We start from the raw sequence: 25993 nt of genomic DNA, 5'->3' as shown, positions 1-25993 counted from the left end.
CCGCGAGGGTAGGGGCCGTCGCGGCGTTCGCGCACCGTGATAAACCGGGTTCGAGCAGCGGTCCCCGACGGATCGCCCCGCCCCGACGGACCGGAGGAACCGTGCCCCGCACCCTGGCCAACGCCCCGATCATGATCCTCAACGGCCCCAACCTGAACCTGCTCGGTCAGCGGCAGCCGGAGATCTACGGCAAGGACACGCTGACCGACGTCGAGGCACTGTGCGCCAAGGCCGCGGCCGCGCACGGCGGCACGGTGGACTTCCGGCAGTCCAACCACGAGGGTGAGCTGGTCGACTGGATCCACGAGGCGCGGCTGAACCACTGCGGGATCGTCATCAACCCCGGCGCTTACTCGCACACATCGGTCGCGATCCTGGATGCGCTCAACACCTGTGACGGGCTTCCGGTGGTGGAGGTCCACATCTCCAACATCCACAAGCGCGAGTCGTTCCGGCACCACTCCTACGTCTCCCTGCGCGCCGACGGCGTCATCGCGGGATGCGGCGTGCAGGGATACGTCTTCGGAGTCGAGCGGGTCGCGACGCTGGTGGGCGCGGCCCAGGCCGACGTGTAAGGACCGCCTGTAAGGAGCCGCGCCCCTTACAGGCGCCCCCTCACAGGCATCCCGCTTACAGACGCCCCGCCTCCACGATCCGCCGCAGGAAACGCCGCGTGCGCTCCTGCTGCGGATCGCCGAAGAGCTGTTCGGCGGTGCCACGCTCCAGCACCACACCCGAGTCCAGAAAACAGACCTGGTCGGCGACGTCGCGCGCGAACCCCATCTCGTGCGTCGCCAGCACCATGGTCATGCCGTCGTCCTTGAGATCGCGGACGACGGCGAGGACCTCGCCCACGAGCTCCGGGTCGAGTGCGGCGGTGATCTCGTCGAGCAGCAGCAGACGGGGACGTACCGCCAGGGCGCGCACGATCGCGACCCGCTGCTGCTGGCCGCCGCTCAGCCGGTCCGGGTACTCGCCCGCCTTCCCGGCGAGCCCGAGCCGCTCCAGGAGCTCCCGGGCCCGTTCCTCGGCCTCGGCGCGGGACACGCCGTGCACCCGGCGCGGGGCGAGGGTGATGTTCTCCAGCACCGTCATGTGCGGGAAGAGGTTGTACGCCTGGAAGACCACGCCGATCCGGCGCCGTACCGCGTCCTGGTCGGCGCGCGGGTCGGTGATCTCCTCGTCGTCCAGCCAGATCGCGCCGTCGTCGATGTCCTCCAGGAGGTTCGCACAGCGCAGCAGGGTGGACTTGCCGGAGCCGGAGGCACCGATCAGCGCGGTCACCGTGTGCGGGGCGACCTCCAGGTCGACGTCCCGCAGCACGACCGTGTCGCCGAACGTCTTGCGCACGGACTCCATGCGCAGCACGGGCGTGTCGCTCACAGCGCTCCTCCCTGGGCCCGCCGGCGGTCCATGCGGGCCGTCACCCAGTCCGTGAACCGGGTCATCGGAATGGTCAGCGCCACGAACACCAGGCCCGCGACGATGTACGGCGTGTAGTTCAGGCTGCGGCCGACGATGATGTCCGCGGCCCGTACGGCGTCGACGGCGCCGCCGATCGACACCAGCCCGGTGTCCTTCTGGAGCGACACCAGGTCGTTCAGCAGGGGCGGCACCTGACGGCGCACCGCCTGCGGCAGCACCACGAACCGCAGGGCCTGCCGGTTCGTCAGACCGAGCGAGCGGGCCGCGGCGCGCTGCGAGGGGTGGACGGACTCGATGCCGGCCCGGAACACCTCGGCGACATACGCCGAGTACGTCAGCGTCAGCGCCGTACCGCCGAGCAGCACGGGGTCGACGGTCACGCCCTGGAGGCGCAGCGCCGGCACGCCCAGGACGACGATCATCAGGTTGATGATCAGCGGCAGTCCGCGGAAGAAGTCCGTGTAGGCGGCGGCCAGCACCCGCAGCGGGAAGAACACCGGACCGCGCAGGGTGCGGGCGATCGCGATGAGCATCCCGAGGACGAGGACGGCGGCACCGCAGATCAGCAGCAGCCGGACGTTGAGCCACAGCCCTTCGAGGACCTTGGGGAGCGCCTCGCGCGCGTACTCCCCGTTGAAGAACGTCTCCTTGGTGCGCGGCCAGCCCGGCGCGTTGACGACGATCAGGTACAGGACGGCACCCGTGACCAGCGTCGAGACCGCGGCGAGTGCCGTCGCGCGGCGGGAACGGGCGCGCTTGTAGGCCTCCCGGTCGATCCGTCGCTGCGAGGGGACGTATCCGTCGTCGTCCGTGCTGTCCTCGCCGGACCGCTCCTTGGCGACCGTCACTTGAGCACCGGTGCGTCGACGGCGTCGGACAGCCACTGCTGCTCCAGCTTCGCCAGGGTGCCGTTCTCGCGCAGCGTGTCCACGGCGTCCGTCACGCACGAGGTGAGCGCGCTGCCCTTGTCGAGGACGAGCCCGAACTGCTCCGGCGTACCGCCCTGGTTCTCGAACTGGCCCACGATCCTGGCGTCCGTCACCTCGGCGGCGGTGATGTAGAACGCGGTCGGCAGATCGACGACGACGGCGTCCACCTGGCCGTTCTTCAGCGCCGACTTGGCCTGGTCGTTCTTGGCGTAGACGGCGGCGTCCCGCGTCGGCTTCACCACGTCGTCGATGTAGTCGAGGCTCGTCGTACCGACCTGGGCGCCCAGCTTGAGGCCCTTCAGGTCCGCGACGCTTGTCGCCTTCGCGGCCCGGGTGCCCTTGAGCGCGATGACGGCCTGGCGCACGTCGTAGTAGCCGGAGGAGAAGTCCACGGCCTTCTTGCGCTCGGCGCTGATCGACACCTGGTTGATGTCGAAGTCGAACGTCTTCTCACCGGGCGCGAACGCCTTGTTGAAGGGCACGCTCTGCCAGACGACGGCGCTCTTGTCGTAGCCGAGTTGCCGCGCGACGGCGTACGCGACCGCCGACTCGAAGCCCTTGCCGTTCGCGGGCTTGTCGTCCTTGAACCACGGCTCGTAGGCGGGCTCGTCGGTGGCGATGGTCAGCTTGCCGGACGTCCTGGTCGCCAGCTTGCCCTTGGCGCAGGCGCCGGCGGCCGATCCCGAGGACGTGTCGGACGCCTTCTCCTCGGGCTGCGGGGCACAGCCGACGGCGGTGGCGAGCAGGGCTATGGTCGTGGCGGCGACGGCGCGGCGCAGCGCGCGCGGGGCAGGATGCATGGCGGGAGATTGACAGCCCGCCGTCCCGTTTGTCGAGGTCACAACAGGATTTGTCCGCATGGTGGGAACCTGTGTTGCGCCACCGTGAACAAGGTCCCTGACGAGGCTCGTGGGACCTCGCCGGGGCCGCCGGCCGAGGGCGGGGATCGAGAGGCCGGCGGCCCGTTGCCGCGCAGGAGCCGTCATCCTGTGCGGGGCTGCCACCAGTTGACTGCGCAACCATGTGCGCCGGGAGCGTGCGCGTGACACCGGCGCGTGCGAACGGTTCACACGGGGTGCGTGCGCTCACCACCCGCGCGTGTGCCACTCCGGCAGGTGCGGTCGCTCGGTGCCCAGCGACGTGTCGTCGCCGTGGCCCGGGTAGACCCAGGTCTCGTCCGGGAGCGCGTCGAAGATCTTCGTCTCGACGTCGTGGATCAGACTGGCGAACGCCTTCGGATCCTTGCGGGTGTTGCCGACGCCGCCGGGGAACAGGCAGTCCCCGGTGAAGACATGGGGGTGGCCGTGCGGATCGTCGTAGACGAGGGCGATCGAGCCCGGCGTGTGGCCGACGAGGTGGCGGGCGGTGAGCTCCACGCGGCCCACGCGGATGGTGTCGCCGTCGTCGACCAGGACGTCGGTCGGGACCGGGATGCCCTCGGCGTCGGCCCGCCCGGCGTACGTCCGCGCGCCCGTGGCCGCGACCACCGCGGCGAGCGCCTGCCAGTGGTCGCCGTGCTGGTGCGTGGTGACGACGGATGCGATGCCGTCGCCACCGATCATGCCGATCAGGGTGTCCGCGTCGTTGGCCGCGTCGATCAGCAGCTGCTCGTCCGTGGCCCGGCAGCGCAGCAGATAGGCGTTGTTGTCCATCGGGCCGACCGCGATCTTGGTGATCATCAGGTCCTTGAGCTCGTGGACGTCCGCCGGGCCGCCCACCGTGACCTGTCCGCTGTACGTCATGGCGGCCAGCCTATAGCGGGGGAGCGGCCCGACAACCGGGCGCGTGCTACAGCGGCGGAAGGGCCGGCAGTGGGCCGCCGGCCACGGTCAGGCCGGTGCCGTCGCGGCGGCCGCACAGCCAGCCCAGCAGGTCGGACGCCCGGCCGGTCACGGTCACCTCGGGCGCGCTCGGCTCCCGGCGGCCCGTGCTCCACGCGCGCGTGCCGTCCGTCAGATGCGCGGGCGGCACGTCGGGATGCCCCGTGAACCGCTCCACGAGGAACGCGATCTCCCGCTCCGTGAACTCGGCCGGCAGGTCCTCCAGCTTGTAGCCGATCCCCAGGTCCACATGGTGCAGCTCCACCTCGACCCAGCGCCGGAACGGCACCCGGGCCGCCGCGTCGGTGACGCCGCCTCGCAGCTCCACCGTGCGCGACCAGTCCGCGGGCACGGAGCCCGTCTCCTCCAGGCGCGCGGCGCTGTCGCGCAGGTCGGCGAGCTGGACGTCGAGGGGGCGCGGGGCGTCCCGCTCGATGTCGGCGTCCCGGGCCTCGCCGGAGGTGTACATGGGGCGGCCTTCGAGGACGTTCACGAGGGCGTCCGCGTTGCGGGCGAGGTGGGCCAGGACATGGCCGCGGGTCCACCCGGGGAGCCGTGACGCCTCGGCCACCGACGCGTTGTCCAGCTTGGCGACTGCGGTGAGCAGCCGCTCGGTCGCGTCACGTACAGACGCCAGGTCATGCGCGTGATCAATCATGGTACTGACATTAGCCTCGCCACACCTTTGGGTGAAGGTGGTGAAGCAGTGCCGTAAATCGAATGTGCGTGCCATAGGGTCGACGGTGGCGTCGGGCATGCTGGATGGCCGGGAATTGTTATGCCTCCGGGAATCCGACCGGCGTTGTCAGTGGCTCCCCCTAGTCTGAGAAAGCACGGGGGCCTCGCCCCTGTCACTTCTCTCAAGAAAGGTGCGGACCGGCGTGGCCGACCGTCTCATCGTCCGTGGCGCGCGCGAGCACAACCTGAAGAACGTCTCGCTCGACCTGCCCCGCGACTCGCTCATCGTCTTCACGGGCCTGTCCGGTTCGGGCAAGTCCTCCCTGGCCTTCGACACCATCTTCGCCGAGGGCCAGCGGCGCTACGTGGAGTCGCTCTCCTCGTACGCCCGCCAGTTCCTCGGCCAGATGGACAAGCCGGACGTCGACTTCATCGAGGGTCTGTCGCCCGCGGTCTCCATCGACCAGAAGTCGACCTCGCGCAACCCGCGCTCGACGGTCGGCACCATCACCGAGGTCTACGACTACCTCCGGCTGCTCTTCGCGCGCATCGGCAAGCCGCACTGCCCCGAGTGCGGCCGGCCGATCGCGCGCCAGTCGCCGCAGGCCATCGTCGACAAGGTCCTGGAGCTGCCGGAGGGGAGCCGCTTCCAGGTGCTGTCGCCGCTGGTGCGCGAGCGCAAGGGCGAGTTCGTCGACCTCTTCGCCGACCTCCAGACCAAGGGTTACAGCCGCGCGCGTGTGGACGGCGAGACCATCCAGCTCTCCGAGCCGCCCACGCTGAAGAAGCAGGAGAAGCACACCATCGAGGTGGTCATCGACCGCCTCACGGTGAAGGAGTCCGCCAAGCGCCGGCTCACCGACTCCGTGGAGACCGCCCTCGGCCTCGCCGGCGGCATGGTCGTCCTCGACTTCGTCGACCTCCCCGCGGACGATCCCGACCGCGAGCGGCTGTACTCCGAGCACCTGTACTGCGCCTACGACGACCTGTCCTTCGAGGAGCTGGAGCCCCGCTCCTTCTCCTTCAACTCGCCCTTCGGCGCCTGCCCCGAGTGCAGCGGCATCGGCACCCGCATGGAGGTCGACCCGGAGCTGATCGTCCCGGACGAGGACAAGTCCCTCGACGAGGGAGCCATCCACCCCTGGTCGCACGGACACACCAAGGACTACTTCGGCCGGCTGATCGGCGCCCTCGCGGACGCCCTGGGCTTCCGGACCGACATTCCCTTCGCGGGCCTGCCGCAGCGCGCCAAGAAGGCCCTGCTGTACGGCCACAAGACGCAGATCGAGGTCCGCTACCGGAACCGGTACGGACGCGAGCGGGTCTACACGACGCCCTTCGAAGGAGCCGTCCCCTTCGTCAAGCGCCGGCACAGCGAGTCCGAGAGCGACGCCAGCCGTGAGCGCTTCGAGGGCTACATGCGCGAGGTGCCCTGCCCCACCTGTGAGGGCACCCGCCTCAAGCCGATCGTCCTCGCGGTCACGGTGATGGGGAAGTCGATCGCCGAGGTCTCCGCGATGTCCATCAGCGACTGCGCGGACTTCCTGGGCGAGCTGAAGCTCAACACCCGCGACAAGAAGATCGCCGAGCGGGTGCTGAAGGAGGTCAACGAGCGGCTCAAGTTCCTCGTCGACGTCGGCCTCGACTACCTCTCGCTCAACCGCGCGGCCGGCACCCTTTCCGGCGGCGAGGCCCAGCGCATCCGCCTGGCCACCCAGATCGGCTCCGGCCTCGTCGGCGTGCTCTACGTCCTCGACGAGCCGTCCATCGGTCTGCACCAGCGCGACAACCACCGGCTGATCGAGACGCTGGTACGGCTGCGCGACATGGGCAACACGCTCATCGTCGTCGAGCACGACGAGGACACCATCAAGGTCGCCGACTGGATCGTCGACATCGGCCCCGGCGCGGGCGAGCACGGCGGCAAGGTCGTGCACAGCGGCCACCTGAAGGAACTGCTCGCCAACGACGAGTCGCAGACCGGGCAGTACCTCTCCGGGAAGAAGTCCATCCCGGTGCCCGACATCCGCCGCCCGCACGACCCGTCCCGGCAGCTCACAGTGCACGGCGCCCGTGAGAACAACCTCCAGGACATCGACGTCTCCTTCCCGCTCGGAGTCTTCACCGCGGTCACGGGCGTCTCCGGCTCCGGCAAGTCGACGCTGGTCAACGACATCCTGTACACCCACCTGGCCCGCGAGCTCAACGGCGCCCGGAGCGTTCCGGGGCGGCACACGCGCGTGGACGGCGACGACCTCGTCGACAAGGTCGTCCACGTCGACCAGTCGCCCATCGGCCGCACCCCGCGCTCCAACCCGGCCACGTACACCGGCGTCTTCGACCACGTCCGCAAGCTGTTCGCCGAGACCACCGAGGCGAAGGTCCGCGGCTACATGCCCGGCCGCTTCTCCTTCAACGTCAAGGGCGGCCGCTGCGAGAACTGCGCCGGCGACGGCACCATCAAGATCGAGATGAACTTCCTCCCGGACGTCTACGTCCCGTGCGAGGTCTGCCACGGCGCCCGCTACAACCGGGAGACCCTGGAGGTCCACTACAAGGGCAAGTCCATCGCCGACGTCCTGAACATGCCGATCGAGGAGGCGACTTCGTTCTTCGAGGCCGTCCCCGCCATCGCCCGGCACCTCACCACCCTGAAGGACGTCGGTCTCGGCTACGTCCGCCTCGGTCAGTCCGCCACCACCCTGTCCGGCGGCGAGGCCCAGCGGGTGAAGCTCGCCAGCGAACTCCAGAAGCGTTCCACCGGACGCACGGTCTACGTCCTGGACGAGCCGACCACCGGTCTGCACTTCGAGGACATCAGCAAGCTGCTGACGGTCCTGGCGGGCCTGGTCGACAAGGGCAACACGGTCATCGTCATCGAGCACAACCTCGACGTGATCAAGACCGCCGACTGGGTTGTCGACATGGGCCCCGAGGGCGGCGCGGGCGGCGGCCTCGTCGTCGCGGAGGGCACGCCGGAGGAGATCGCCGGGGTTCCGGCCAGCCACACCGGCAAGTTCCTGCGGGAGGTCCTCGGCGCCGACCGCATCAGCGACGCCTCCTCGGTGAAGGCCCCGCGCAAGGCGGCGGCCAGGAAGACCGTCGCGGCCAAGGCGCCGGCGAAGAAGACGGCGACGGCCCGGACCACGGCCACGAAGGCCGCGCCCGCGAAGAAGACGGCCCGGGCGCGCAAGGCCTGAGTCCGGCACCCGCGACAGCAACCGGACCGACCGGGAACGGGCGGTGCCCCACGGGAACTCCCCGCGCGGCACCGCCCGTTCCGCGGTTCACCGTCGTCTACGGCTCACCCAGTTCGGAGGCGTACGGCGGTTCCGCGCCCGCCCGCGAGCAGGTGATCGCCGCCGCGCGCGCCGCGAACCGCAGCAGCTGGGTCCAGCCCTCGGCGCCCAGACCGGTGAGCGCCTCCGGTGACAGGGCGTCCCGGGCGGACAGACCGTGCAGCAGGGCCGCGTTCACGGTGTCGCCCGCGCCGATCGTGTCCACGACGTCGACCTTCTCGCCCGGCACCGCGTGCACGGCACCGTCCCGGGTGAACGCAGTCAGTCCGTCACCGCCCTGCGTGATCACGACGGCCGAGGGGCCCGCGGCCAGCCACTCGCGCGGAGTGCCGCCCAGCCACAGCGCGTCCTCCTCGGAGAGCTTGAGCAGCGACACCGACGGCAGCCAGCTCTTGAACCGCGCCCGATAGGCGTCCGCGTCGGGGATCAGGCCCGCTCGGATGTTCGGGTCGAGCGCGGTGAACACCCCCTGCGCGGCCGCCGTCCTCATCAGCTCCTCGTAGGCGCTCGCACCCGGCTCCAGGACGAGCGAGCAGGTGCCGAAGGACACCGCCCGGGTGCCCTCGGGCAACCCCGCGGGCGCCGTGAACAGCCGGTCGGCGGTGCCGTCGACGTAGAAGGAGTAGGCGGCCGACCCGTCGGCGTCGATGGTGGCGACGGCGAGCGTGGTCGGCTCGGTGCCGCGCTGTACGGCCGAGACGTCGACACCGGACGCCCGCAGCCGGTCGAGCAGGGCCTCGCCGAAGGCGTCGTGGGAGGTGCGGGAGCAGAAGGCGGTGGGGGAGCCGAGGCGGCCGAGGGCGACGGCCGTGTTGTAGGGGCCGCCGCCGAGCGCCGGCTTCAGATCCGCGAGGGCACCGGCGCCCTGCGGTACGAGGTCGATCAGTGCCTCACCGGCGACGACGATCACGAGTCGGTTCCTTTCCTGGACTGCCTGGACTGCCTGGGCTGGTCGGGGTCGGCCGCGCAGCCGCACGAGCCGCGGTGGACGAAGGCGCAGGCCAGCCGTACGGTCCGGGCGGGCCGGTCCGGAGCGGCCAGACGCTCCAGGAGCACCCGGACCGCCTGTGCCCCGATGTCCTTGCTGGGCTGGGCGATCGCGGTGAGCCGGGGAGTGAACAGGTCCGCCCAGGCGAAGTCGTCGAAGCAGCACAGCGCGATGTCGTCCGGAACGGACAGGCCGTGCTCGCGCAGCGCGCGCAGGGCGCCGAGCGTCATCGCGTTGTTGGCGGTGACCAGCGCGGTCGGCGGCACCACCAGGGACAGCAGGGCCGAGGTGGCGCGCCGGCCCCCCTCCGACTCGGAGTCGCCGTGCACCACCAGGCGTTCGTCGTACGAGAGACCGGCGGCCGCGAGACCGTGCCGGTAGCCGGTGATCCGCTCCCGGGTGGTGCTCAGCCCCGGCCGGCCCGCGACCAGGCCGATGCGCCGGTGGCCGAGACCGGTGAGATGACCGACCAGCTCGGCCGTCGGTTCGGCGCTGTCGGCGCACACCTGGTCGAAACGCGGCCCGTCGCCCTCCGGGGAGTCGACCACCCGGTCCAGGAACACGGCCGGAACGTCGTGGCGCCGCAGATAGGAGACGAGCTCGCGGGGGTCCGCGGAGGGCGCGACGATCATGCCGTCCACCCGGCGTTCGTGCAGGAGCTGGACGACCTTGCGCTCGTGCTCGGGATCGTCGTGCGGATCGGCGATGAGCAGGCTGTAGCCGTGCTCCAGGGCGGCCGCCTCCACACCCTGGAGGATCTCCGTGAAGTACGGGTTGCTGATCGCCGACACCGCGAGCCCGATCGACCGGGTGCGGGAGGTCACCAGGGAACGGGCGAGCGTGTTGGGGGTGTAGCCGAGTTCGTCGATGGCGTCCAGCACGGCCTGGCGGGTGTGGGGGAGCACCGGCCGGGTGTCGTTCAGTACGTGCGAGACGGTCGCCACGGACACACCGGCGCTGCGTGCCACGTCGGCCATGGTCGGCATGGGGCTCCCTTCCCGGTACGGCACCGGGAAGCTATCGCATTCGGGGGCGGACGTAAACGCTTGCGCAAACGTTTACGTCCGCCCCCGCCCCCGTCGCCCTCTACCCGTCCGCTCCCAACTCGTCGCCCCTACTCCCAGTCCCAGGCGATCCCCACGATCCCCGACCGCACCCGCGGCTCGACCAGGTGTACCGAGTGGTGCCGCCCGGTGAGGGCCAGCTCCTGGCGCCCGCTGCGGGGCGCGGCCGCCGAGTGCTGGGCGAACCGGTGGCAGCGCACGGGCAGCGCGTTCTCGTCGAACCGCACCTGGAGCGCGTACTGCCCGCCGGCCGGTCCGAACCCCCGGACGTACTCGCGCGACACACCCCCCGTGCCGTCCTCGACGCCGTAGCGGAAGAGGAACGTGTCGCCCGCCCGCAGCCGGGTGTCGAAGAGGAGCTCGGCCACGAGGACCCCGGTGTCGTGGTGCGAACGCACACGTCCGGTACGGCAGTTGTCCAGCGCGTGGACGATCATGCGCTCCGGCGCGCACCCCGGATCGCCGTGGTGGACGGCGACGAAGCGGTCGACGCCGTCCCGGTGGGCCCGCACGATGTGGTGCGAGTCGCGCCCCGCCAGCTCGCGGCGCGCCCCGATGCGGACGCGTTCGTGGTGTCCCAGGGTGTGCAGTCCGCCGTCGGAGGGGCACTCCAGTTCGGCCAGCAGGCGTTCCAGGACGTCCGAGGCCGCCACCAGGGAGCGGTAGGAGCGGGCGGCGGGACGCTGTGCGCCCGTGCTCTCGTCGGCCCGGGCGAGCAGCCGGATCAGCGACTCCTCCGGCAGCTGGAGGATCTCCTCCAGGGCCCGGACGGCCCGCAGGGACTCCGGACGCTGCGGTCGCCGGGCGCCCTGCTGCCAGTAACTCAGGCTCGTGACGCCGACCTTGACCCCGTGGCGCGACAGATGGTGCTGGACGCGCTGGAGCGGCAGGCCGCGGGCGGCGATCGCGGCCCGCAGGGCGACGTGGAAGGGGCCGCCACGCAGGGCCGAGTCCAGTTCCGCGGTGACGCCGTCGGCGACGTCCGCGTGCTGTGGGGCGTGCGGCATGCAGGGGCCTTTCTGTGAATGTGAAGGTGCACAACGGTGGGTCAGGCCGTTCGCGGACATGCGGGGCCGTGCCGACGCCGGGGGTCTTCACATCCGTACGCCGTCGTTCAGGGCCCCGAGTTCCCCCGCATTGAAGCGTGTTGACCTAGTCCCGACAACACCTGATGCCCAACAGGGGCGCACTCCTGGCCGACTTCGTGGCCGTCGCCTCAGGGCGCGCTCCCCGTCCCGTTCTCGCCCAGCACGCCTCTGATCGCCCGTGCGGACAGCGCGGACTTGTGCACGAACCCGCGGGCCGGGCTGGCGGCGACGAGCTCCTGGAAGTCCTCCAGGGAGTGCGTGGAGATCAGGATGATGACCGAGGAGACGCAGCGGGCCAGTTCGGCCGCCACGTCCAGGCCGCTCTCGCCGTCGAGGTCGAGGTCCACCAGGACGACGTCCGGGACCAGCTCCGCGGCCCGGGAGAGGGCTTCCGCGCCCGACGAGGCGACGCCGACGACGGGTACCCCGTCGCGTTCCAGCAGCGTGCGCGCGGCCTCCAGGAACCGGGCGCTGTCATCCACGATGAGACAGCGCAGGGACATGCTGACAGCGTGCCGACCATTCTGTGATTGCGCTTTCCGGCTAGCCGGAAAATGTCGGGGCCCGGCGCTTCCAGTCATCTGGTATGTGCTCACGTCCTGTGCGGAACCGACCACTTCGCGCTTGCGTGACACAGCGGAACATCACGGGGGTAGCGTGGTGACCGCCCTGGGGAGGCCGCGAACGTCCGGTCGAGTGGGGGTACGCGATGAAGGCGTCGCAGAGGAACAACGGACCGCGCCGGATCCCCCGGATCCTGGCCTCGGGAGCGTTGGGAGCGGCACTGCTGCTGGCCGGATGCGGCGGTGGTGACGGCGGGAGCGAGGGCGACGGCGAGCGCACCGCGCGCGGGGACACGACCTGTGACGGCAGGATCGAGGGCACCGCGCACATCACGGTGTGGTTCCACGCGGGACCGAGCGGCGAGTACAGCACGCTGCGGCGCCAGGTCGAGGACTTCAACAAGGCGCAGGAACAGGTACGGGTCGAGCTCGTCACCCTGCCCGAGCAGCGGCCGTACAACGAACTGGTGCTCTCCGCCGCGGCCAGCGGTGATCTGCCGGACCTGCTCGACTTCGACGGGCCGCGGCTGTACAGCTACGCCTGGTCCGGTGAGCTCAGGCCGATGGACTCCTGCGTGTCCGACAGCCTCCGCGACGATCTGCTGCCCTCGATCCGCCGGCAGGGGACCTACGCGGGGCGGCTGTACGGCGTCGGCACTTTCGACTCGGGGATGGGACTGTACGTCCGGCCGTCGGTCCTGAAGGCGGCCGGTGTCCGCGTCCCCCGGGGCATCGACGACGCCTGGACGGCCGAGGAACTCACCGGCATCCTGCGCACCCTCCGCGACAAGGGGCACCCGACACCGCTCGACCTCGGGCTCGTCCACACGCGGCCCGGCGGGGAGTGGGCCACGTACGGCTTCGCGCCCGCCCTGTGGTCGGCGGGCGGTGATCTCATCGAACCGGGAACGTTCCGCACGGCCGACGGGTTCCTCAACGGTCCCGAGTCGGTCGGGGCCCTGACGACCCTCCAGAACTGGGTCCGGGAAGGACTGGTCGAACCCGGGAAGGGCGACCAGCGGGCTTTCCTCGACGGCCGCAGCGTCATGTCCTGGACCGGCCACTGGTGGTACCCGGACTACAGCAAGGCCTTCCCCGACGACGTGGCGATCGTGCCCCTGCCCGACTTCGGCGAGGGCACCGTGACCGGCATGGGGTCCTGGCAGTGGGGCATCCCGGTGGGCGACGCCGACGGGGACGCCGTCCGGCGCTTCCTCGACTATCTGCTGACGCCGGAGCAGGTGCACCGGATGACGACGGCCAACGGCGCCGTACCGGCCACGAACAGCGCGGTGAAGCTGTCCTCGAAGTACCGGCGGGGCGGTGCCGAGCACCTGTTCATCGAGCAACTGCGAAACGGCGTGGCGCGCCCCCGGCCGCAGACACCCGCCTACCCCGCCATCACCGACGCCTTCGCCGAGGCCTTCCGGAAGATCATGATCGACAGGGCGCCGGTGCGGGCCACCCTCGACGAGGCCGTCGAGGCCATCGACAAGGACCTCGCGGCCCACGACGGCTATCCGCCGAGGAGCGGGCCATGAGAAGCGGCACCCGGGCACCGTGGACGGCCACAGAGCTTCGCGGGCATCCTGGAGAAGCCGCGGACGCCGGGTCACGACCGGCCCGTCGATCTCGACGCGCGGTACGCCGACCCCGAATGGGGCACCTGGCTTCGGCCCGACAAGGACTCCGCAGCCCGCCGCCACGCCGTCCGGCGCTTTCCGTCCTCCCCACCGAGCCCGACGAGGTGGTGCGCATGACCGACGTCAGCGGCGCGATCCCCGCGCACCCGGACACCGGGCGGTGAGGGCCCGGCCATGCGCCCCTCACCTGGACGCCTCCCGCTCCTGACCCGGTTGCGGGTCGGCCGGAAACTGATGCTCCTCGTGCTGCTGCCGGTGACCGGACTGCTGGCCTTCACCGCCTTCAGCGGCGTGGAGCAGTGGCAGGAGGCGCGGACACTGCGGGACTTCCACACCGCGACCGAGGTGTCCTTCGCGACCACCGAGGTCTCCGACGCCGTCGCACGGGAGCGGATCGCCGCCGTACAGGCCCTGCTGCGCCCCGGACCGGCCGCCCTGGCGGAGCGGACCGGCGCCGAAGGGGCCACCCACCGGGCGCTGGAGCGCGCCGTCGACCGGACCGGCGCCTGGACCGAGCCCGATGTCGCCGGCACGCTCGACGCCGTCGGCCGTCGACTGCACGCACTGCGCGTCCAGACGGGCACCGGCTCGCTCGGCGTGCGCGTGGTGGCGGACAAGTACGGGACCGTCGAGGACACGCTGCTCGACACCGTCGCCGCCCTGGAGTCCGGGCGCCCCACCAGAGCGTCCGGTCGCGCGGCCGACGCCCATGTGGCCCTCCTGCGGGCCGTCGAGGCCGCCGAACGGGAGCGGGTGGAGCTGGCGGTCCTGCTCGACGCGCCCGCCGCCGAACGGCCCACCGGGGCGGGCCGCTGGTCCGCGCTGGAGGACGCCCAGCTCAGGACGTTCCAGCAGAACACCACGGACAGGCTGCGGGCCGATGTGTACGCCACGAAGTTCCGGGCCCCGGGGCGGGCCGTCCGCCAGATCCGCGACATGCTCGCCACCGCAGAACCCGCCACCGCCCGCTGGCCCTCGTACGAACGCTGGACGGCGGACTCCGAGGCCCGCATCGACGCCCTGCGCGGCATCCAGGACCGGGCCGCGCGCGACCTCGCCGACACCGCCGGCCGGGACCGCCGCACCGCCGAGACACATGCCGAACGCGACCTCGCCGCCTCCCTGGCCGTCCTGGCCGTCGTCACGGTCCTCGCGCTGGCGCTGCGACGGTCGATCACCCGCCCCCTCAGCGAGGTCGCCGCGGGCGCCAGAGCCCTGTCGGACGGCGATCTCTCGTACGACATCCACTACGCCGGGCGCGACGAACTCGGCGATGTCGCCGACACCTTCCGCGCGTTGCGGGTGACCACCGAGCGGCTGGCCGGCGAGATCCGCGCCATGAACAAGGCGATCGACGACAACCGGCTCGAACACCGCGCCGACGTCGCCTCCTTCGCCGGCACCTGGGCCCAGCTGCTGGGCGGCATGAACGGCACCATGGCGTCCTTCTCGGCGGCGCACGGGCGGCGCAGGAAGGCCGAACAGGAACTGGAGAGCATCTTCAACCTCTCCCTGGACCTGCTGTGCATCAGCGGACTCGACGGCTACTTCAAGCGGGTCAACCCGGCCTTCCGGCGCACCCTGGGATACCCGGCCGACACCCTCCTGGCCAGACCGTTCGTGGAGTTCGTCCACGAGGAGGACCGGGAGAGCACCCGCGAGACCTTTCTGCGGCTGGAGAGCGGCGTCGACGTGATCGAGTTCGAGAACCGCTATCTGCGCGCCGACGGCACCGAGTGCTGGCTCCAGTGGAGCGCGCGGCCGGTCCCCGAGGAGGGCCTCATCTACGCCGCCGCCCGGGACGTCACCGAGAGCCGCCGCACCGCCCGGGAGCAGGCCGCGCTGCGCCGGGTCGCCACCCTGGTCGCCCACGGCGCCCCGCCGTCCGACGTGTTCGCGAGGGTGGCGGAGGAGGTCGGCGGTCTGCTGGACACCACCGCCGCCGTCCTCAGACACGAACCCGACGGCAGTCGTACGGTTCTCGGGACCGTGCACGGGATCACCGAGGAGGTCGAGCGGGCCACGCGCGAGGCGCGCCGTGAAGCGGGACTGAAGGTGGTCCAGGAGGTGGCGCAGACCCGGCGCGCGGCCCATGTGGGCCATGCCGTGGGCGCGCCGATCATCGTCGACGACCGGATCTGGGGCTTCATCGTCGCGGCCTCCCCGCTCAAGACCCTGCCCGCCGGGACCGAGGCGAGGCTGGCCGACTTCACCGAACTCGTCGCCACCGCCATCGCCAACGCGGACAGCCGCGCGCAGCTGGCGGCCTCACGCGCGCGTGTGGTGGCCGCCGCCGACGCCTCCCGGCGGCGCATCGAACGCGACCTGCACGACGGCGTCCAGCAGCGGCTCGTCGCGCTCCAGCTGGACCTGCGGCTGGCCGAGTCCCTGGTGACGGACCCTTCCTCGGAGCTCGCCCAGCAGCTCGCCCATGTCGCCCAGGGCCTCGACGACTCCTTCCAGGACCTGCTCCAGGTGGCCCGCGGCATCCACCCGGCCATCCTCTCCAAGGGCGGCCTCGGCCCGGCCCTGCGTTCCCTGGCCCGCCGCTCCGCGATCCCGGTGGAGCTCGATCTGCGGCTGCCCGGCGCCCGGTTGCCGGAACAGCTGGAGGTGGCCGCCTACTACGTGACCTCCGAGTCCCTCACCAACGCCGTCAAGCACGCGCACGCGCGCGAGGCGAGCGTGCGGGCCGGGATCCGGGACGGCCACCTGGAGCTGACGATCCGCGACGACGGCGTCGGAGGCGCCGAGCCGGGCCGCGGCTCCGGGCTGATCGGTCTGATCGACCGTGTCGAGGCGATCGGCGGCAAGCTCGCCGTCAGCAGCCCGCCGGGGGACGGCACGACCCTGGACGTGCGACTGCCGCTGACCGGTCCCGAAACAGACGGATGACCGCCCGAGGCGTACGCCGGGGAGTTGTCCGGATGGGGGAGTTCCGGACGCGGTGACGTGGCGCACACCTCGGGCGGTCGCGGCGGACGGAGAGGCAACCGTCCGGTTCTGGGGGAAGGGGCTTCTGGTGGAAGGGGAGGAATCCACCGGCGGCTCCCGGTTCCTACGGGCGGGCCGCACCTCCCCGGCCCCGGGCCGCGCGCTTGGCGCGCACGATGTCGGGGTCCCGCGGGTCGAGCAGGTCGCGCAGCGTGGACGTCTCGCCGGTGACCCGGCCGGCCCACGCCGGTCCGCGTCGCTTCTCGATCCGTGTCCGCCGCATGTCCCGCAGCCCTTCGACCGATGGCCGCCGCCTCACTGCCGAAGCGACGGTCCCTTCGTATCCGTAGTGGGTCGAGCATCCCTCGCCCACGCTCCCAAGTCGTCACGGCAGGCCCCCAATTCCGCTTCCGGCTAGCCGTACCCCCGCTCCTCCGGCAGGCTGTTGGGGCGTACCGCAGGGGAGGGGGCTCGATCATGGAGGCAGCGCAGCGGTCCGTACGGGGGCGGGTGGTCCTCGCCGACGACGACGTCCTGCTCAGGGAGGGCCTGGCCAGTCTCTGCGGGCGCATCGGATACGAGGTGGCGGGCCAGGCGGGGGACGCGGCCGGGCTCCTCGAACTGGTCGCCGGACAGCGCCCGGACCTCGCGATCGTCGACATCAGGATGCCTCCGGACCACTCCACCGAGGGACTGAAGGCGGCCCGCACGATCCGTGAGCGCCACCCGGACACCGGCATCCTCGTGCTGTCGGCGTACGTCGAGGTCGAGGACGCGCTGGAGCTGCTGGCCGGCGGCCGCGGGGTCGGCTACCTCCTCAAGAGCCGGGTCACCGTCGTCGACGAGTTCATCGACGCCCTGGACCGGATCCGCAAGGGCGGCTCGGTCGTCGACCCCTCGCTGGTGCAGGAGCTGTTCTCGGCCCAGCGGCGCGACGATCCGCTGTCCCACCTCAGCGCCCGCGAGCGCGAGGTCCTGGCCCTCATGGCGGAGGGCCGCTCGAACGCGGGCATCGGCCGCCGGCTGTGGGTCACCGAGGGGACCGTCGAGAAGCACGTCCGCAGCATCCTGGGCAAGCTGGGCCTCCAGGAGGACACCGACGCGCACCGCAGGGTGCTGGCCGTTCTCACGTTCCTGGAGTCCCGGTAACGACTCCCGGCGGACCCTGGGACGGTTGTCCACAGGCTCGCCGCGCTGTCAGCCCTCGCCAGTAGGGTGTGAGACATGGCCGACCCCTCCAGCTACCGCCCCAAGCCGGGACAGATCCCGGACTCTCCCGGGGTGTACAGGTTCCGTGACGAGCACCGCCGGGTGATCTACGTCGGGAAGGCGAAGAGCCTGCGCCAGCGCCTGGCGAACTACTTCCAGGACCTGGCGGGCCTGCACCCGCGCACCCGCTCCATGGTCACCACGGCCGCGTCCGTGGAGTGGACGGTGGTCTCCACCGAGGTCGAGGCCCTCCAGCTGGAGTACTCCTGGATCAAGGAGTACGACCCCCGGTTCAACGTCAAGTACCGCGACGACAAGAGCTACCCCTACCTCGCGGTGACGATGAACGAGGAGTACCCGCGCGTCCAGGTGATGCGCGGTCACAAGAAGAAGGGCGTCCGCTACTTCGGGCCGTACGGGCACGCGTGGGCGATCCGCGACACCGTCGACCTCCTGCTGCGCGTCTTCCCCGTCCGCACCTGCTCGGCCGGCGTCTTCAAGAACGCCGCCCGCACCGGCCGCCCCTGCCTGCTCGGCTACATCGGCAAGTGCTCCGCTCCCTGCGTCGACCGTGTCTCCGCCGAGGAGCACCGTGAACTCGCCGAGGAGTTCAGCGACTTCATGGCCGGCCGCACGGGCACGTATCTGCGCCGCCTGGAGAAGCAGATGACGGAGGCGGCCGAGGAGATGGAGTACGAGCGGGCCGCCCGCCTGCGCGACGACATCGGGGCCCTGAAGAAGGCCATGGAGAAGAGCGCTGTCGTGCTCGCCGACGCGACCGACGCCGACCTCATCGCCGTCGCCGAGGACGAGCTGGAGGCGGCCGTGCAGATCTTCCACGTCCGCGGCGGACGCGTACGCGGCCAGCGCGGCTGGGTCACCGACAAGGTCGAGGAGATCACCACCGGCGCCCTGGTGGAGCACGCCCTCCAGCAGCTCTACGGCGAGGAGACCGGCGACTCGGTCCCCAAGGAGGTGCTCGTCCCGGCCCTGCCCGACCCCGTGGAGCCCGTCCAGGAGTGGCTCACCGGCCGCCGCGGCTCGAACGTCTCGCTGCGCATCCCGCAGCGCGGCGACAAGAAGGCCCTCATGGAGACCGTGGAGCGCAACGCCCAGCAGTCGCTCGTGCTGCACAAGACCAAACGCGCCTCCGACCTGACCACGCGCTCGCGCGCGCTGGAGGAGATCGCCGACGCCCTCGACCTGGACAGCGCCCCGCTCCGGATCGAGTGCTACGACATCTCGCACCTCCAGGGCGACGACGTGGTGGCCTCCATGGTCGTCTTCGAGGACGGACTCCAGCGCAAGAGCGAGTACCGCCGCTTCCAGATCAAGGGCTTCGAGGGCCAGGACGACGTCCGCTCCATGCACGAGGTGATCACCCGCCGCTTCCGGCGCTACCTCGCCGAGAAGGAGCGCACGGGGGAGTGGGCCGACGGCGACAGTCCCGAGACCGACGGCAACGGCGACAGCCTCCCCGACGGCACCGCGAACGGCCTCACCGGTGGACTGAAGGACGACGACGGCCGCCCCAGGCGCTTCGCCTACCCGCCCCAGCTGGTCGTGGTCGACGGCGGACAGCCCCAGGTCGCCGCGGCCAAGAGGGCGCTGGACGAGCTGGGCATCGACGACATCGCCGTGTGCGGTCTGGCCAAGCGCCTGGAGGAGGTCTGGCTGCCCGGCGACGACGACCCGGTGGTCCTGCCCCGCACCAGCGAGGGCCTCTACCTGCTCCAGCGGGTCCGTGACGAGGCCCACCGCTTCGCGATCACCTACCAGCGCGTCAAGCGCGCCAAGCGCTTCCGGTCGAGCCCTCTGGACGACGTGGCGGGCCTCGGTGAGACCCGCAAGCAGGCGCTGATCAAGCATTTCGGTTCGGTGAAGAAGCTGCGGTCCGCGACGATCGAACAGATCTGCGAGGTCCCGGGGATAGGCCGCAAGACGGCCGAGACCATCGCCGTGGCCCTCGCCCGGACGGCCACGCCCGCGCCCGCCGTCAACACGGCGACAGGCGAGATCATGGAAGACGATGAGAACGGGGCACCCGAGACGACGGAGGATGCCCCTGGGGAGCCCGTGTCCGCGGGCGCCCCGGACGAACGACGGGGGCAGGAGAGATGAACGAGCACGACGAGCAGCCCACAGCACAGCGAGATCAGACGCACAAGGAAACCGGCGACGATCCCGCTGAGCAGGACGCACGCCACGAAGACGGAGCACAGGTGAGTACGGGCAACGAAACACCCGGGGTCCCGGAGACGGCGATCCCCGAGCTGGTGATCATCTCCGGCATGTCCGGAGCCGGTCGCTCCACGGCCGCCAAGTGTCTGGAGGACCTCGGCTGGTTCGTCGTCGACAACCTCCCACCGGCACTGATCCCCACCATGGTGGAGCTCGGCGCCCGCTCCCAGGGCAACGTGGCGCGGATCGCGGTCGTCGTCGACGTCCGCGGCCGCCGCTTCTTCGACAACCTCCGGGAGTCCCTCGCCGACCTCGACAGCCGGCACGTCACCCGGCGGATCGTCTTCCTGGAGTCCTCCGACGACGCCCTGGTGCGCCGCTTCGAGTCGGTGCGCCGCCCGCACCCCCTCCAGGGCGACGGCCGCATCGTCGACGGCATCGCCGCCGAGCGCGAGCTGCTGCGCGAGCTGCGCGGCGACGCCGACCTGGTGATCGACACCTCCAGCCTGAACGTGCACGAGCTGCGCGCCAAGATGGACGCCCAGTTCGCCGGCGAGGAGGAGCCCGAGCTGCGGGCCACCGTCATGTCCTTCGGCTTCAAGTACGGCCTCCCGGTCGACGCCGACCTGGTCGTGGACATGCGCTTCCTGCCCAACCCGCACTGGGTCCCGGAGCTGCGCCCCTTCACCGGCCTCAACGAGGAGGTGTCGGCGTACATCTTCAACCAGCCCGGCGCCAAGGAGTTCATCGACCGCTACTCCGAGCTGCTCCAGCTCATCGCGGCCGGATACCGCCGCGAGGGCAAGCGGTACGTGACCATCGCGGTCGGCTGCACCGGCGGCAAGCACCGCTCCGTCGCCACATCGGAGAAGCTCGCCGCCCGCCTCGTCTCCCAGGGCGTGGAGACGGTGGTCGTGCACCGGGACATGGGACGCGAATGACCGGTCGCTCTCCGCGGCTGAGCAGGCTGCGCCGGACGCTGCCCGAGGGACGCGCGAGCAGGCCGGTCGAGGCCCGCGGCGCCAGGCCGCGCCGCCGGGGTGCCCAGCCCAAGGTGGTCGCCCTCGGCGGCGGCATGGGCCTGTCCGCCTCGCTCGCCGCCCTGCGCCGGATCACCGGCGACCTCACAGCCGTCGTCACCGTGGCCGACGACGGCGGCTCCAGCGGCCGGCTCCGGGACGAACTGGGCGTACTGCCGCCCGGTGACCTGCGCAAGGCGCTGGCCGCGCTGTGCGGGGACGACGACTGGGGCCAGACCTGGGCCCGCGTGATCCAGCACCGCTTCGAGTCCAAGGGCGACCTGCACGAACACGCGGTCGGCAACCTGTTGATCGTCGCGCTGTGGGAGCAGCTCGGCGACCACGTCCAGGCCCTCGACCTGGTCGGCAAGCTGCTGGGCGCGCATGGTCGGGTGCTGCCCATGTCCGCCGTACCCCTGGAGCTCCAGGCCCTGGTCAGGGGCCACGACCCCGAGCGGCCCGAGGACGTCGACACCGTGCGGGGGCAGGCGACCGTGGCCCTCACCCCCGGCGAGGTGCAGTCGGTGCACCTCGTGCCGCACGACCCGCCCGCGGTGCCGGAGGCGGTGGCGGCCGTCCTGGACGCGGACTGGGTGGTCCTCGGCCCCGGGTCCTGGTTCTCCTCCGTCATCCCGCATCTGCTCGTGCCCGAACTCCTGGACGCCCTCACGCAGACGAAGGCGCGCCGGGTACTCTCCCTGAACCTCGCGCCGCAGCCCGGAGAAACCGAGGGCTTCTCCCCGCAGCGTCATTTGGAGGTTTTGGGACGACACGCCCCTAAACTCGCCCTGGACGTGGTGCTGGCCGACGAGGCCGCCGTGCCCGACCGCGATGTGCTCACCGAGGCCGCCAAGCGGTTCGGTGCCGCGGTCGAGCTGGCCCCGGTCGCCCGGAGGGACGGATCTCCCCGGCATGACCCGGAGCTGCTGGCCGCCGCGTACGACCGTATTTTTCGGATGCATGGAAGGATCGGCCCATGGCGATGACGGCAGCGGTGAAGGATGAGATCTCCCGGCTCCCCGTCACCCGGACCTGCTGCAGGAAGGCGGAGGTCTCCGCCATTCTGCGGTTCGCCGGCGGCCTCCACCTGGTGAGCGGGCGCATCGTGATCGAAGCGGAGCTGGACACCGCGATGGCGGCCCGCCGCCTCAAGCGGGACATCCTGGAGATCTTCGGCCACAGCTCCGAACTGATCGTGATGGCACCGGGCGGACTGCGCCGCGGCTCGCGTTACGTGGTCCGGGTCGTGGCCGGCGGTGATCAGCTGGCCCGCCAGACCGGTCTGGTCGACGGGCGGGGCCGTCCGATCCGGGGTCTGCCCCCGCAGGTCGTCTCCGGGGCCACCTGTGACGCCGAGGCCGCCTGGCGCGGCGCCTTCCTGGCGCACGGCTCGCTCACCGAGCCCGGCCGTTCCTCCTCCCTGGAGGTGACCTGCCCGGGCCCGGAGGCCGCGCTGGCCCTGGTCGGTGCCGCCCGCCGGCTCTCCATCGCCGCCAAGGCCCGCGAGGTGCGGGGCGTGGACCGCGTGGTCGTCCGGGACGGTGACGCGATCGGCGCCCTGTTGACCCGGCTCGGCGCCCACGAGTCCGTGCTGGCCTGGGAGGAACGGCGGATGCGCCGCGAGGTCCGGGCCACGGCGAACCGTCTCGCCAACTTCGACGACGCCAACCTGCGCCGCTCGGCGCGCGCGGCCGTCGCCGCCGGTGCCCGGGTCCAGCGGGCCCTGGAGATCCTGGGCGACGACGTCCCCGAGCACCTCGCCGCCGCCGGCCGGCTGCGCATGGACCACAAGCAGGCCTCCCTGGAGGAGCTGGGCGCGCTCGCCGACCCGCCGCTGACCAAGGACGCGGTGGCCGGCCGGATCCGCCGACTGCTGGCCATGGCCGACAAGCGCGCCTCCGACCTGGGCATCCCGGGCACAGAGGCCAACATCAGCGAGGAGCTGGCCGACAACCTCGTGGGCTGACCCGCACGAACCAACACGCCGGTGCCGAGACCCACTTGGGTGATCGGCACCGGCGTTCGCGTGTCGTTGAGGCACCCTTGACTCGATCATGATCTGTCATGAGCCTGGCATCTGTTCGCCACTGTGGCGAACCCATGCCAGGGGGTTTCATGAGACGAAGAGCGAGACCGATCCTCGCTGTCGGCGCACTCCTGCTCGGCGGAGCGGGCGTCGCGCCCCTCGCCCAGGCCGCGGAAGGCCCCGCCTCCACCGATCCGAACGAGGTCAAGGTCTTCAGGGCCGACGTCACGCAGAAGCAGGTACCCCTGCTGCTGGCGGCCGGCCAGGACGCCCACGAACTCGGGGAACAGGTACCCGAGAAGGGCGAGGCCACGGTCGAGGTCTACCTCACCGACCGGCAGGCCGAGAAGCTGGAGGACCAGGGGGTCGACCTCTTTGAGCACAAGCTCTCCGCCAAGGCGGAGAACCGTGTCGAGGCCGCCGCCGAGGGCGTCTTCCGCCCGTACGGCGGAAAGGGCGGGCTGAAGGAGGAGATCCTCAGGACGGGGCAGGAGAACCCCGACCTCACCAAGGTCGTCTCCATCGGCAGGACGGTGGGCGGCCAGGACATCCTGGCCGTGAAGATGACCAAGGGCGCCAAGAAGACCAAGGACGGCGCCAAGCCCTCCGTGCTGTACCTGTCCAACCAGCACGCGCGCGAGTGGATCACGCCGGAGATGAACCGCCGGCTGATGCACCACTACCTGGACAACTACAAGACGGACAAGAAGATCAAGAAGCTCGTCGACACGACCGAGCTGTGGTTCGTGCTCTCGGCCAACCCCGACGGCTACGACTACACCTTCCAGGACCCCGACAACCGTCTGTGGCGCAAGAACCTGCGCGACAACAACGGCGACGGCGTCATCGGCACCGGCGACGGCGTCGACCTCAACCGCAACTTCTCCTACAAGTGGGGCTACGACGACGAGGGTTCGTCCCCCAACCCCACCAGCCAGACCTACCGCGGCACCGCGCCCGGCTCCGAGCCCGAGACGCAGGCCCTGGACGCCTTCGAGAAGCGCATCGGCTTCACCTACGGCATCAACTACCACTCCGCCGCCGAACTCATCCTCTACGGGGTCGGCTGGCAGGTCGCCACAGAGACCCCGGACGACGTGCTCTACGAGGCCCTCGCCGGAACGCCGGAGAACCCCGCGATCCCCGGCTACCACCCGCAGGTCTCCTCCGAGCTGTACACCACCAACGGCGAGGCCGACGGCCACGCGGCCAACGTCAACGGCATGGCGATGTTCACCCCGGAGATGTCGACCTGCGAGACCGCCTCGAACGTCGACCCGAACGACGCCTGGAAGCCCGAGGACTGCCAGTCCATCTTCACCTTCCCGGACGACGAGAAGCTGATCCAGCAGGAGTTCGCCAAGAACGTCCCCTTCGCGCTCTCACTGGCCGAGTCGGCCGCCAAGCCCGACCAGCCGAAGTCCGCGGTCGGCCTGAGCGCCGCCGACTTCACCCCGGCCCCGTTCACCACCTCCTACTCGCGCGGCGCCGACCAGGAGGTCTCCGTCGTCGCACGCAGGTCCGTGCGCGACAAGGAGCTCAGGTACCGCGTCAACGGCGGCCGCACGGAGGACATGGCGCTCAGGCCGTGGAAGGGCGGCGAGACCTACGGCGGTGAGGACAACCTCTACTTCGACGAGTACCGGGCCAAGGTCGCCGACGGCGACCCCGGCGACAAGGTCGAGGTGTGGTTCACCGGCGAGACGAAGAGCGGAAAGCCGGTCTCCAGCGAGCGCTTCACCTACACGGTGGCCGAACGGCCCCGCGCGGACGTCCTCGTCGTGGCCGAGGAGGGCGCGGCCGCCACACAGGCGAAGACCTACGTCGACGCGCTGAAGGCCAACGGCCGCAGGGCGCTCGTCTGGGACGTCGCCACCCAGGGCGCGCCCGACGCGCTCGGCGTGCTGAGCCACTTCGACACGGTCGTCCACTACACCGGGGCGAACACCCCGGGCATCGCCACCCAGCTCCAGATCCGCGCCTTCCTCAACGAGGGCGGCAAACTCCTGGAGGCGGGTGAACTGGCCGGCGGCAGCGTCGCCCTCGCCGACGGCACCCCGACGAACGACTTCAGCCAGTACTACCTGGGCGCCTACTCGCGTACGTCGACCCCCGGGGCCACCGGCTTCACCGGCTCCGGCGGACTGGCCGGCTTCACCGGCGCGCTCGGCCCCGCGGCCGGCAACCCGCTGGACCGGGCCGGGACCTACGGCGTGACGTCCGACGAACTGCCCGTCGAGAAGTTCCCGCAGTTCGCCAGCGCGGGCGCGGGCCGGTTCGCCGGGACCGTCAACCCGTACGGGCCGTACGCGGGCTCCTTCATGGCGGCCGCCGTGCACACCGACGACGCCTACAAGCGGCTCACCCGCACCGTCGACCTCACCGGAGTGAGCGCGGCCGACGCGCCCACCCTGCGCAGCCGACTGCTGTGGGACACCGAACCCGGCTACGACAACGTGATCGTCGAGGCGCACACCACCGGGGCCGACGACTGGACCACGCTCCCGGAGAAGGGCGGCGCCACCGGCACCGCCGTACCCGCGGAGTGCTCGGCCGGGTACTACGTGGGCGAGCACCCGCAGCTCAGGCACTACCTGACCGTGGGCGCCGGCGGCTGCGCCGCGACCGGCACCACCGGCGCCTGGAACGCCCTCACCGGCGCCTCCAGCGGCTGGGAGCAGGTCGAATTCGACCTGAGCGCCTACGCCGGCAAGTCCGTCGAGATCTCGATCAGCTACGTCAGCGACCCCGGCACCGGCGGTCACGGCGTCCTCGCCGACGACGCCTCCCTGGTCGTGGGCGGCACCGCCACCCAGACCGAGGGCTTCGAGACCTCGCTCGGCGCGTGGAGCGTGGCCGGACCGCCCCCGGGCAGCCCGGCCGTCCTCAAGGACTGGGCGCGCACCGGGGCGCTGTTCCAGACGTACGGCGCGGTCACCACGGACGACACCGTGCTGCTGGGCTTCGGCCTGGAGCACGTCGCCGCGGCGGCCGACCGGACAGCTCTGCTGAAGAAGGCGCTGGCGGCGCTCGAAGAGTGAGGGCTCAGGCGGGCGGTCCGTACCCCTACTGGCGGGTACGGACCGCCCTGCCGTGTATGGGGCATCTCGATGTCACCCCGGCGGCC

The 25993-nt window shown here is 71.3% G+C and carries 20 protein-coding genes; 10 read left to right on the top strand and 10 right to left on the bottom strand.

Features of this window, described 5'->3' with window-relative positions; translation table 11 throughout:
- Window positions 1-101 precede the first annotated feature (101 nt).
- Window positions 102-575, top strand: coding sequence for a type II 3-dehydroquinate dehydratase (gene aroQ, locus SLINC_RS11940; protein WP_067430591.1), 474 nt, complete (start codon window positions 102-104; stop codon window positions 573-575).
- Between the two features lie 55 nt (window positions 576-630).
- Here aroQ and SLINC_RS11935 read toward each other — a convergent pair whose 3' ends face one another.
- The 5 genes from SLINC_RS11935 to SLINC_RS11915 all read right to left on the bottom strand — a co-directional run bounded on the left by SLINC_RS11935 (window position 631) and on the right by SLINC_RS11915 (window position 4832).
- Entirely contained in the window at window positions 631-1359 is a 729-nt protein-coding gene (locus SLINC_RS11935; RefSeq protein ID WP_067445249.1) for an amino acid ABC transporter ATP-binding protein, read from the bottom strand.
- Between the two features lie 20 nt (window positions 1360-1379).
- The gene (locus SLINC_RS11930; RefSeq protein WP_067430588.1) at window positions 1380-2273 is read right to left on the bottom strand and encodes an amino acid ABC transporter permease; all 894 of its coding nucleotides are present in this window, start codon (window positions 2271-2273) and stop codon (window positions 1380-1382) included.
- On the bottom strand, window positions 2270-3154 hold the full coding sequence (locus tag SLINC_RS11925) for an ABC transporter substrate-binding protein (RefSeq protein WP_067430585.1): 885 nt from the start codon (window positions 3152-3154) through the stop codon (window positions 2270-2272). The genes SLINC_RS11930 and SLINC_RS11925 overlap by 4 nt, the downstream gene beginning before the upstream one ends.
- Window positions 3155-3439: 285 nt before the next feature.
- The gene (locus tag SLINC_RS11920) at window positions 3440-4096 is read right to left on the bottom strand and encodes an MBL fold metallo-hydrolase (RefSeq protein ID WP_067430582.1); all 657 of its coding nucleotides are present in this window, start codon (window positions 4094-4096) and stop codon (window positions 3440-3442) included.
- Window positions 4097-4142: 46 nt separating this feature from the next.
- Window positions 4143-4832: a maleylpyruvate isomerase family mycothiol-dependent enzyme gene (locus SLINC_RS11915; RefSeq protein ID WP_067430576.1), complete on the bottom strand. Its 690-nt coding sequence runs from the start codon at window positions 4830-4832 to the stop codon at window positions 4143-4145.
- 223 nt (window positions 4833-5055) lie between these two features.
- Between SLINC_RS11915 and uvrA the strand changes: the two genes are divergently transcribed.
- Entirely contained in the window at window positions 5056-8052 is a 2997-nt protein-coding gene (gene uvrA / locus SLINC_RS11910; protein ID WP_067430572.1) for an excinuclease ABC subunit UvrA, read from the top strand.
- 97 nt (window positions 8053-8149) lie between these two features.
- On the opposite strand, the gene SLINC_RS11905 is transcribed toward uvrA, so the two are convergent.
- The 4 genes from SLINC_RS11905 to SLINC_RS11890 all read right to left on the bottom strand — a co-directional run bounded on the left by SLINC_RS11905 (window position 8150) and on the right by SLINC_RS11890 (window position 11794).
- On the bottom strand, window positions 8150-9061 hold the full coding sequence (locus SLINC_RS11905; RefSeq protein ID WP_067430566.1) for a carbohydrate kinase family protein: 912 nt from the start codon (window positions 9059-9061) through the stop codon (window positions 8150-8152).
- Complete coding sequence (locus SLINC_RS11900; RefSeq protein WP_067430562.1) at window positions 9058-10125, bottom strand: LacI family DNA-binding transcriptional regulator; 1068 nt, start codon at window positions 10123-10125, stop codon at window positions 9058-9060. Before SLINC_RS11900 ends, SLINC_RS11905 begins: the two co-directional genes overlap by 4 nt.
- 128 nt (window positions 10126-10253) lie before the next feature.
- On the bottom strand, window positions 10254-11210 hold the full coding sequence (locus SLINC_RS11895) for a hypothetical protein (protein ID WP_067430559.1): 957 nt from the start codon (window positions 11208-11210) through the stop codon (window positions 10254-10256).
- Between the two features lie 209 nt (window positions 11211-11419).
- Window positions 11420-11794 carry a response regulator gene (locus SLINC_RS11890; RefSeq protein WP_067430556.1) on the bottom strand — a complete coding sequence of 125 codons (375 nt, stop codon included), beginning with the start codon at window positions 11792-11794 and terminating at the stop codon, window positions 11420-11422.
- A 206-nt stretch (window positions 11795-12000) separates the two neighbouring features.
- On the opposite strand from SLINC_RS11890, the gene SLINC_RS11885 reads away from it, so the two are divergent.
- Both SLINC_RS11885 and SLINC_RS11880 read left to right on the top strand, forming a co-directional pair.
- A complete protein-coding gene (locus SLINC_RS11885) occupies window positions 12001-13395 on the top strand; it encodes an ABC transporter substrate-binding protein (protein WP_067430553.1) in 1395 nt (464 codons plus the stop codon).
- Between the two features lie 276 nt (window positions 13396-13671).
- Window positions 13672-16392: a PAS domain S-box protein gene (locus SLINC_RS11880; protein WP_067430550.1), complete on the top strand. Its 2721-nt coding sequence runs from the start codon at window positions 13672-13674 to the stop codon at window positions 16390-16392.
- Between the two features lie 163 nt (window positions 16393-16555).
- On the opposite strand, the gene SLINC_RS48440 is transcribed toward SLINC_RS11880, so the two are convergent.
- Window positions 16556-16714, bottom strand: coding sequence for a hypothetical protein (locus SLINC_RS48440; protein WP_170068266.1), 159 nt, complete (start codon window positions 16712-16714; stop codon window positions 16556-16558).
- 194 nt (window positions 16715-16908) lie between these two features.
- On the opposite strand from SLINC_RS48440, the gene SLINC_RS11875 reads away from it, so the two are divergent.
- The 6 genes from SLINC_RS11875 to SLINC_RS11850 all read left to right on the top strand — a co-directional run bounded on the left by SLINC_RS11875 (window position 16909) and on the right by SLINC_RS11850 (window position 25907).
- A complete protein-coding gene (locus tag SLINC_RS11875; protein WP_067430547.1) occupies window positions 16909-17580 on the top strand; it encodes a response regulator transcription factor in 672 nt (223 codons plus the stop codon).
- A 75-nt stretch (window positions 17581-17655) separates the two neighbouring features.
- Window positions 17656-19761, top strand: coding sequence for an excinuclease ABC subunit UvrC (uvrC, locus tag SLINC_RS11870; RefSeq protein WP_067430543.1), 2106 nt, complete (start codon window positions 17656-17658; stop codon window positions 19759-19761).
- Entirely contained in the window at window positions 19758-20762 is a 1005-nt protein-coding gene (gene rapZ, locus SLINC_RS11865; protein WP_067430540.1) for an RNase adapter RapZ, read from the top strand. The genes uvrC and rapZ overlap by 4 nt, the downstream gene beginning before the upstream one ends.
- Window positions 20759-21826: a gluconeogenesis factor YvcK family protein gene (locus SLINC_RS11860; protein WP_067430537.1), complete on the top strand. Its 1068-nt coding sequence runs from the start codon at window positions 20759-20761 to the stop codon at window positions 21824-21826. The genes rapZ and SLINC_RS11860 overlap by 4 nt, the downstream gene beginning before the upstream one ends.
- Window positions 21817-22806 (top strand): DNA-binding protein WhiA, encoded by a 990-nt coding sequence (gene whiA, locus SLINC_RS11855; RefSeq protein WP_067430535.1) that lies wholly within the window; start codon window positions 21817-21819, stop codon window positions 22804-22806. The genes SLINC_RS11860 and whiA overlap by 10 nt, the downstream gene beginning before the upstream one ends.
- A 149-nt stretch (window positions 22807-22955) precedes the next feature.
- Window positions 22956-25907 (top strand): M14 family metallopeptidase, encoded by a 2952-nt coding sequence (locus SLINC_RS11850; protein WP_067430532.1) that lies wholly within the window; start codon window positions 22956-22958, stop codon window positions 25905-25907.
- Window positions 25908-25993: the final 86 nt, after the last annotated feature.

This window comes from Streptomyces lincolnensis (assembly GCF_001685355.1).
Taxonomy (GTDB): Bacteria; Actinomycetota; Actinomycetes; order Streptomycetales; family Streptomycetaceae; genus Streptomyces; species Streptomyces lincolnensis.
This window is presented reverse-complemented; position numbering and strand designations above follow the sequence as displayed.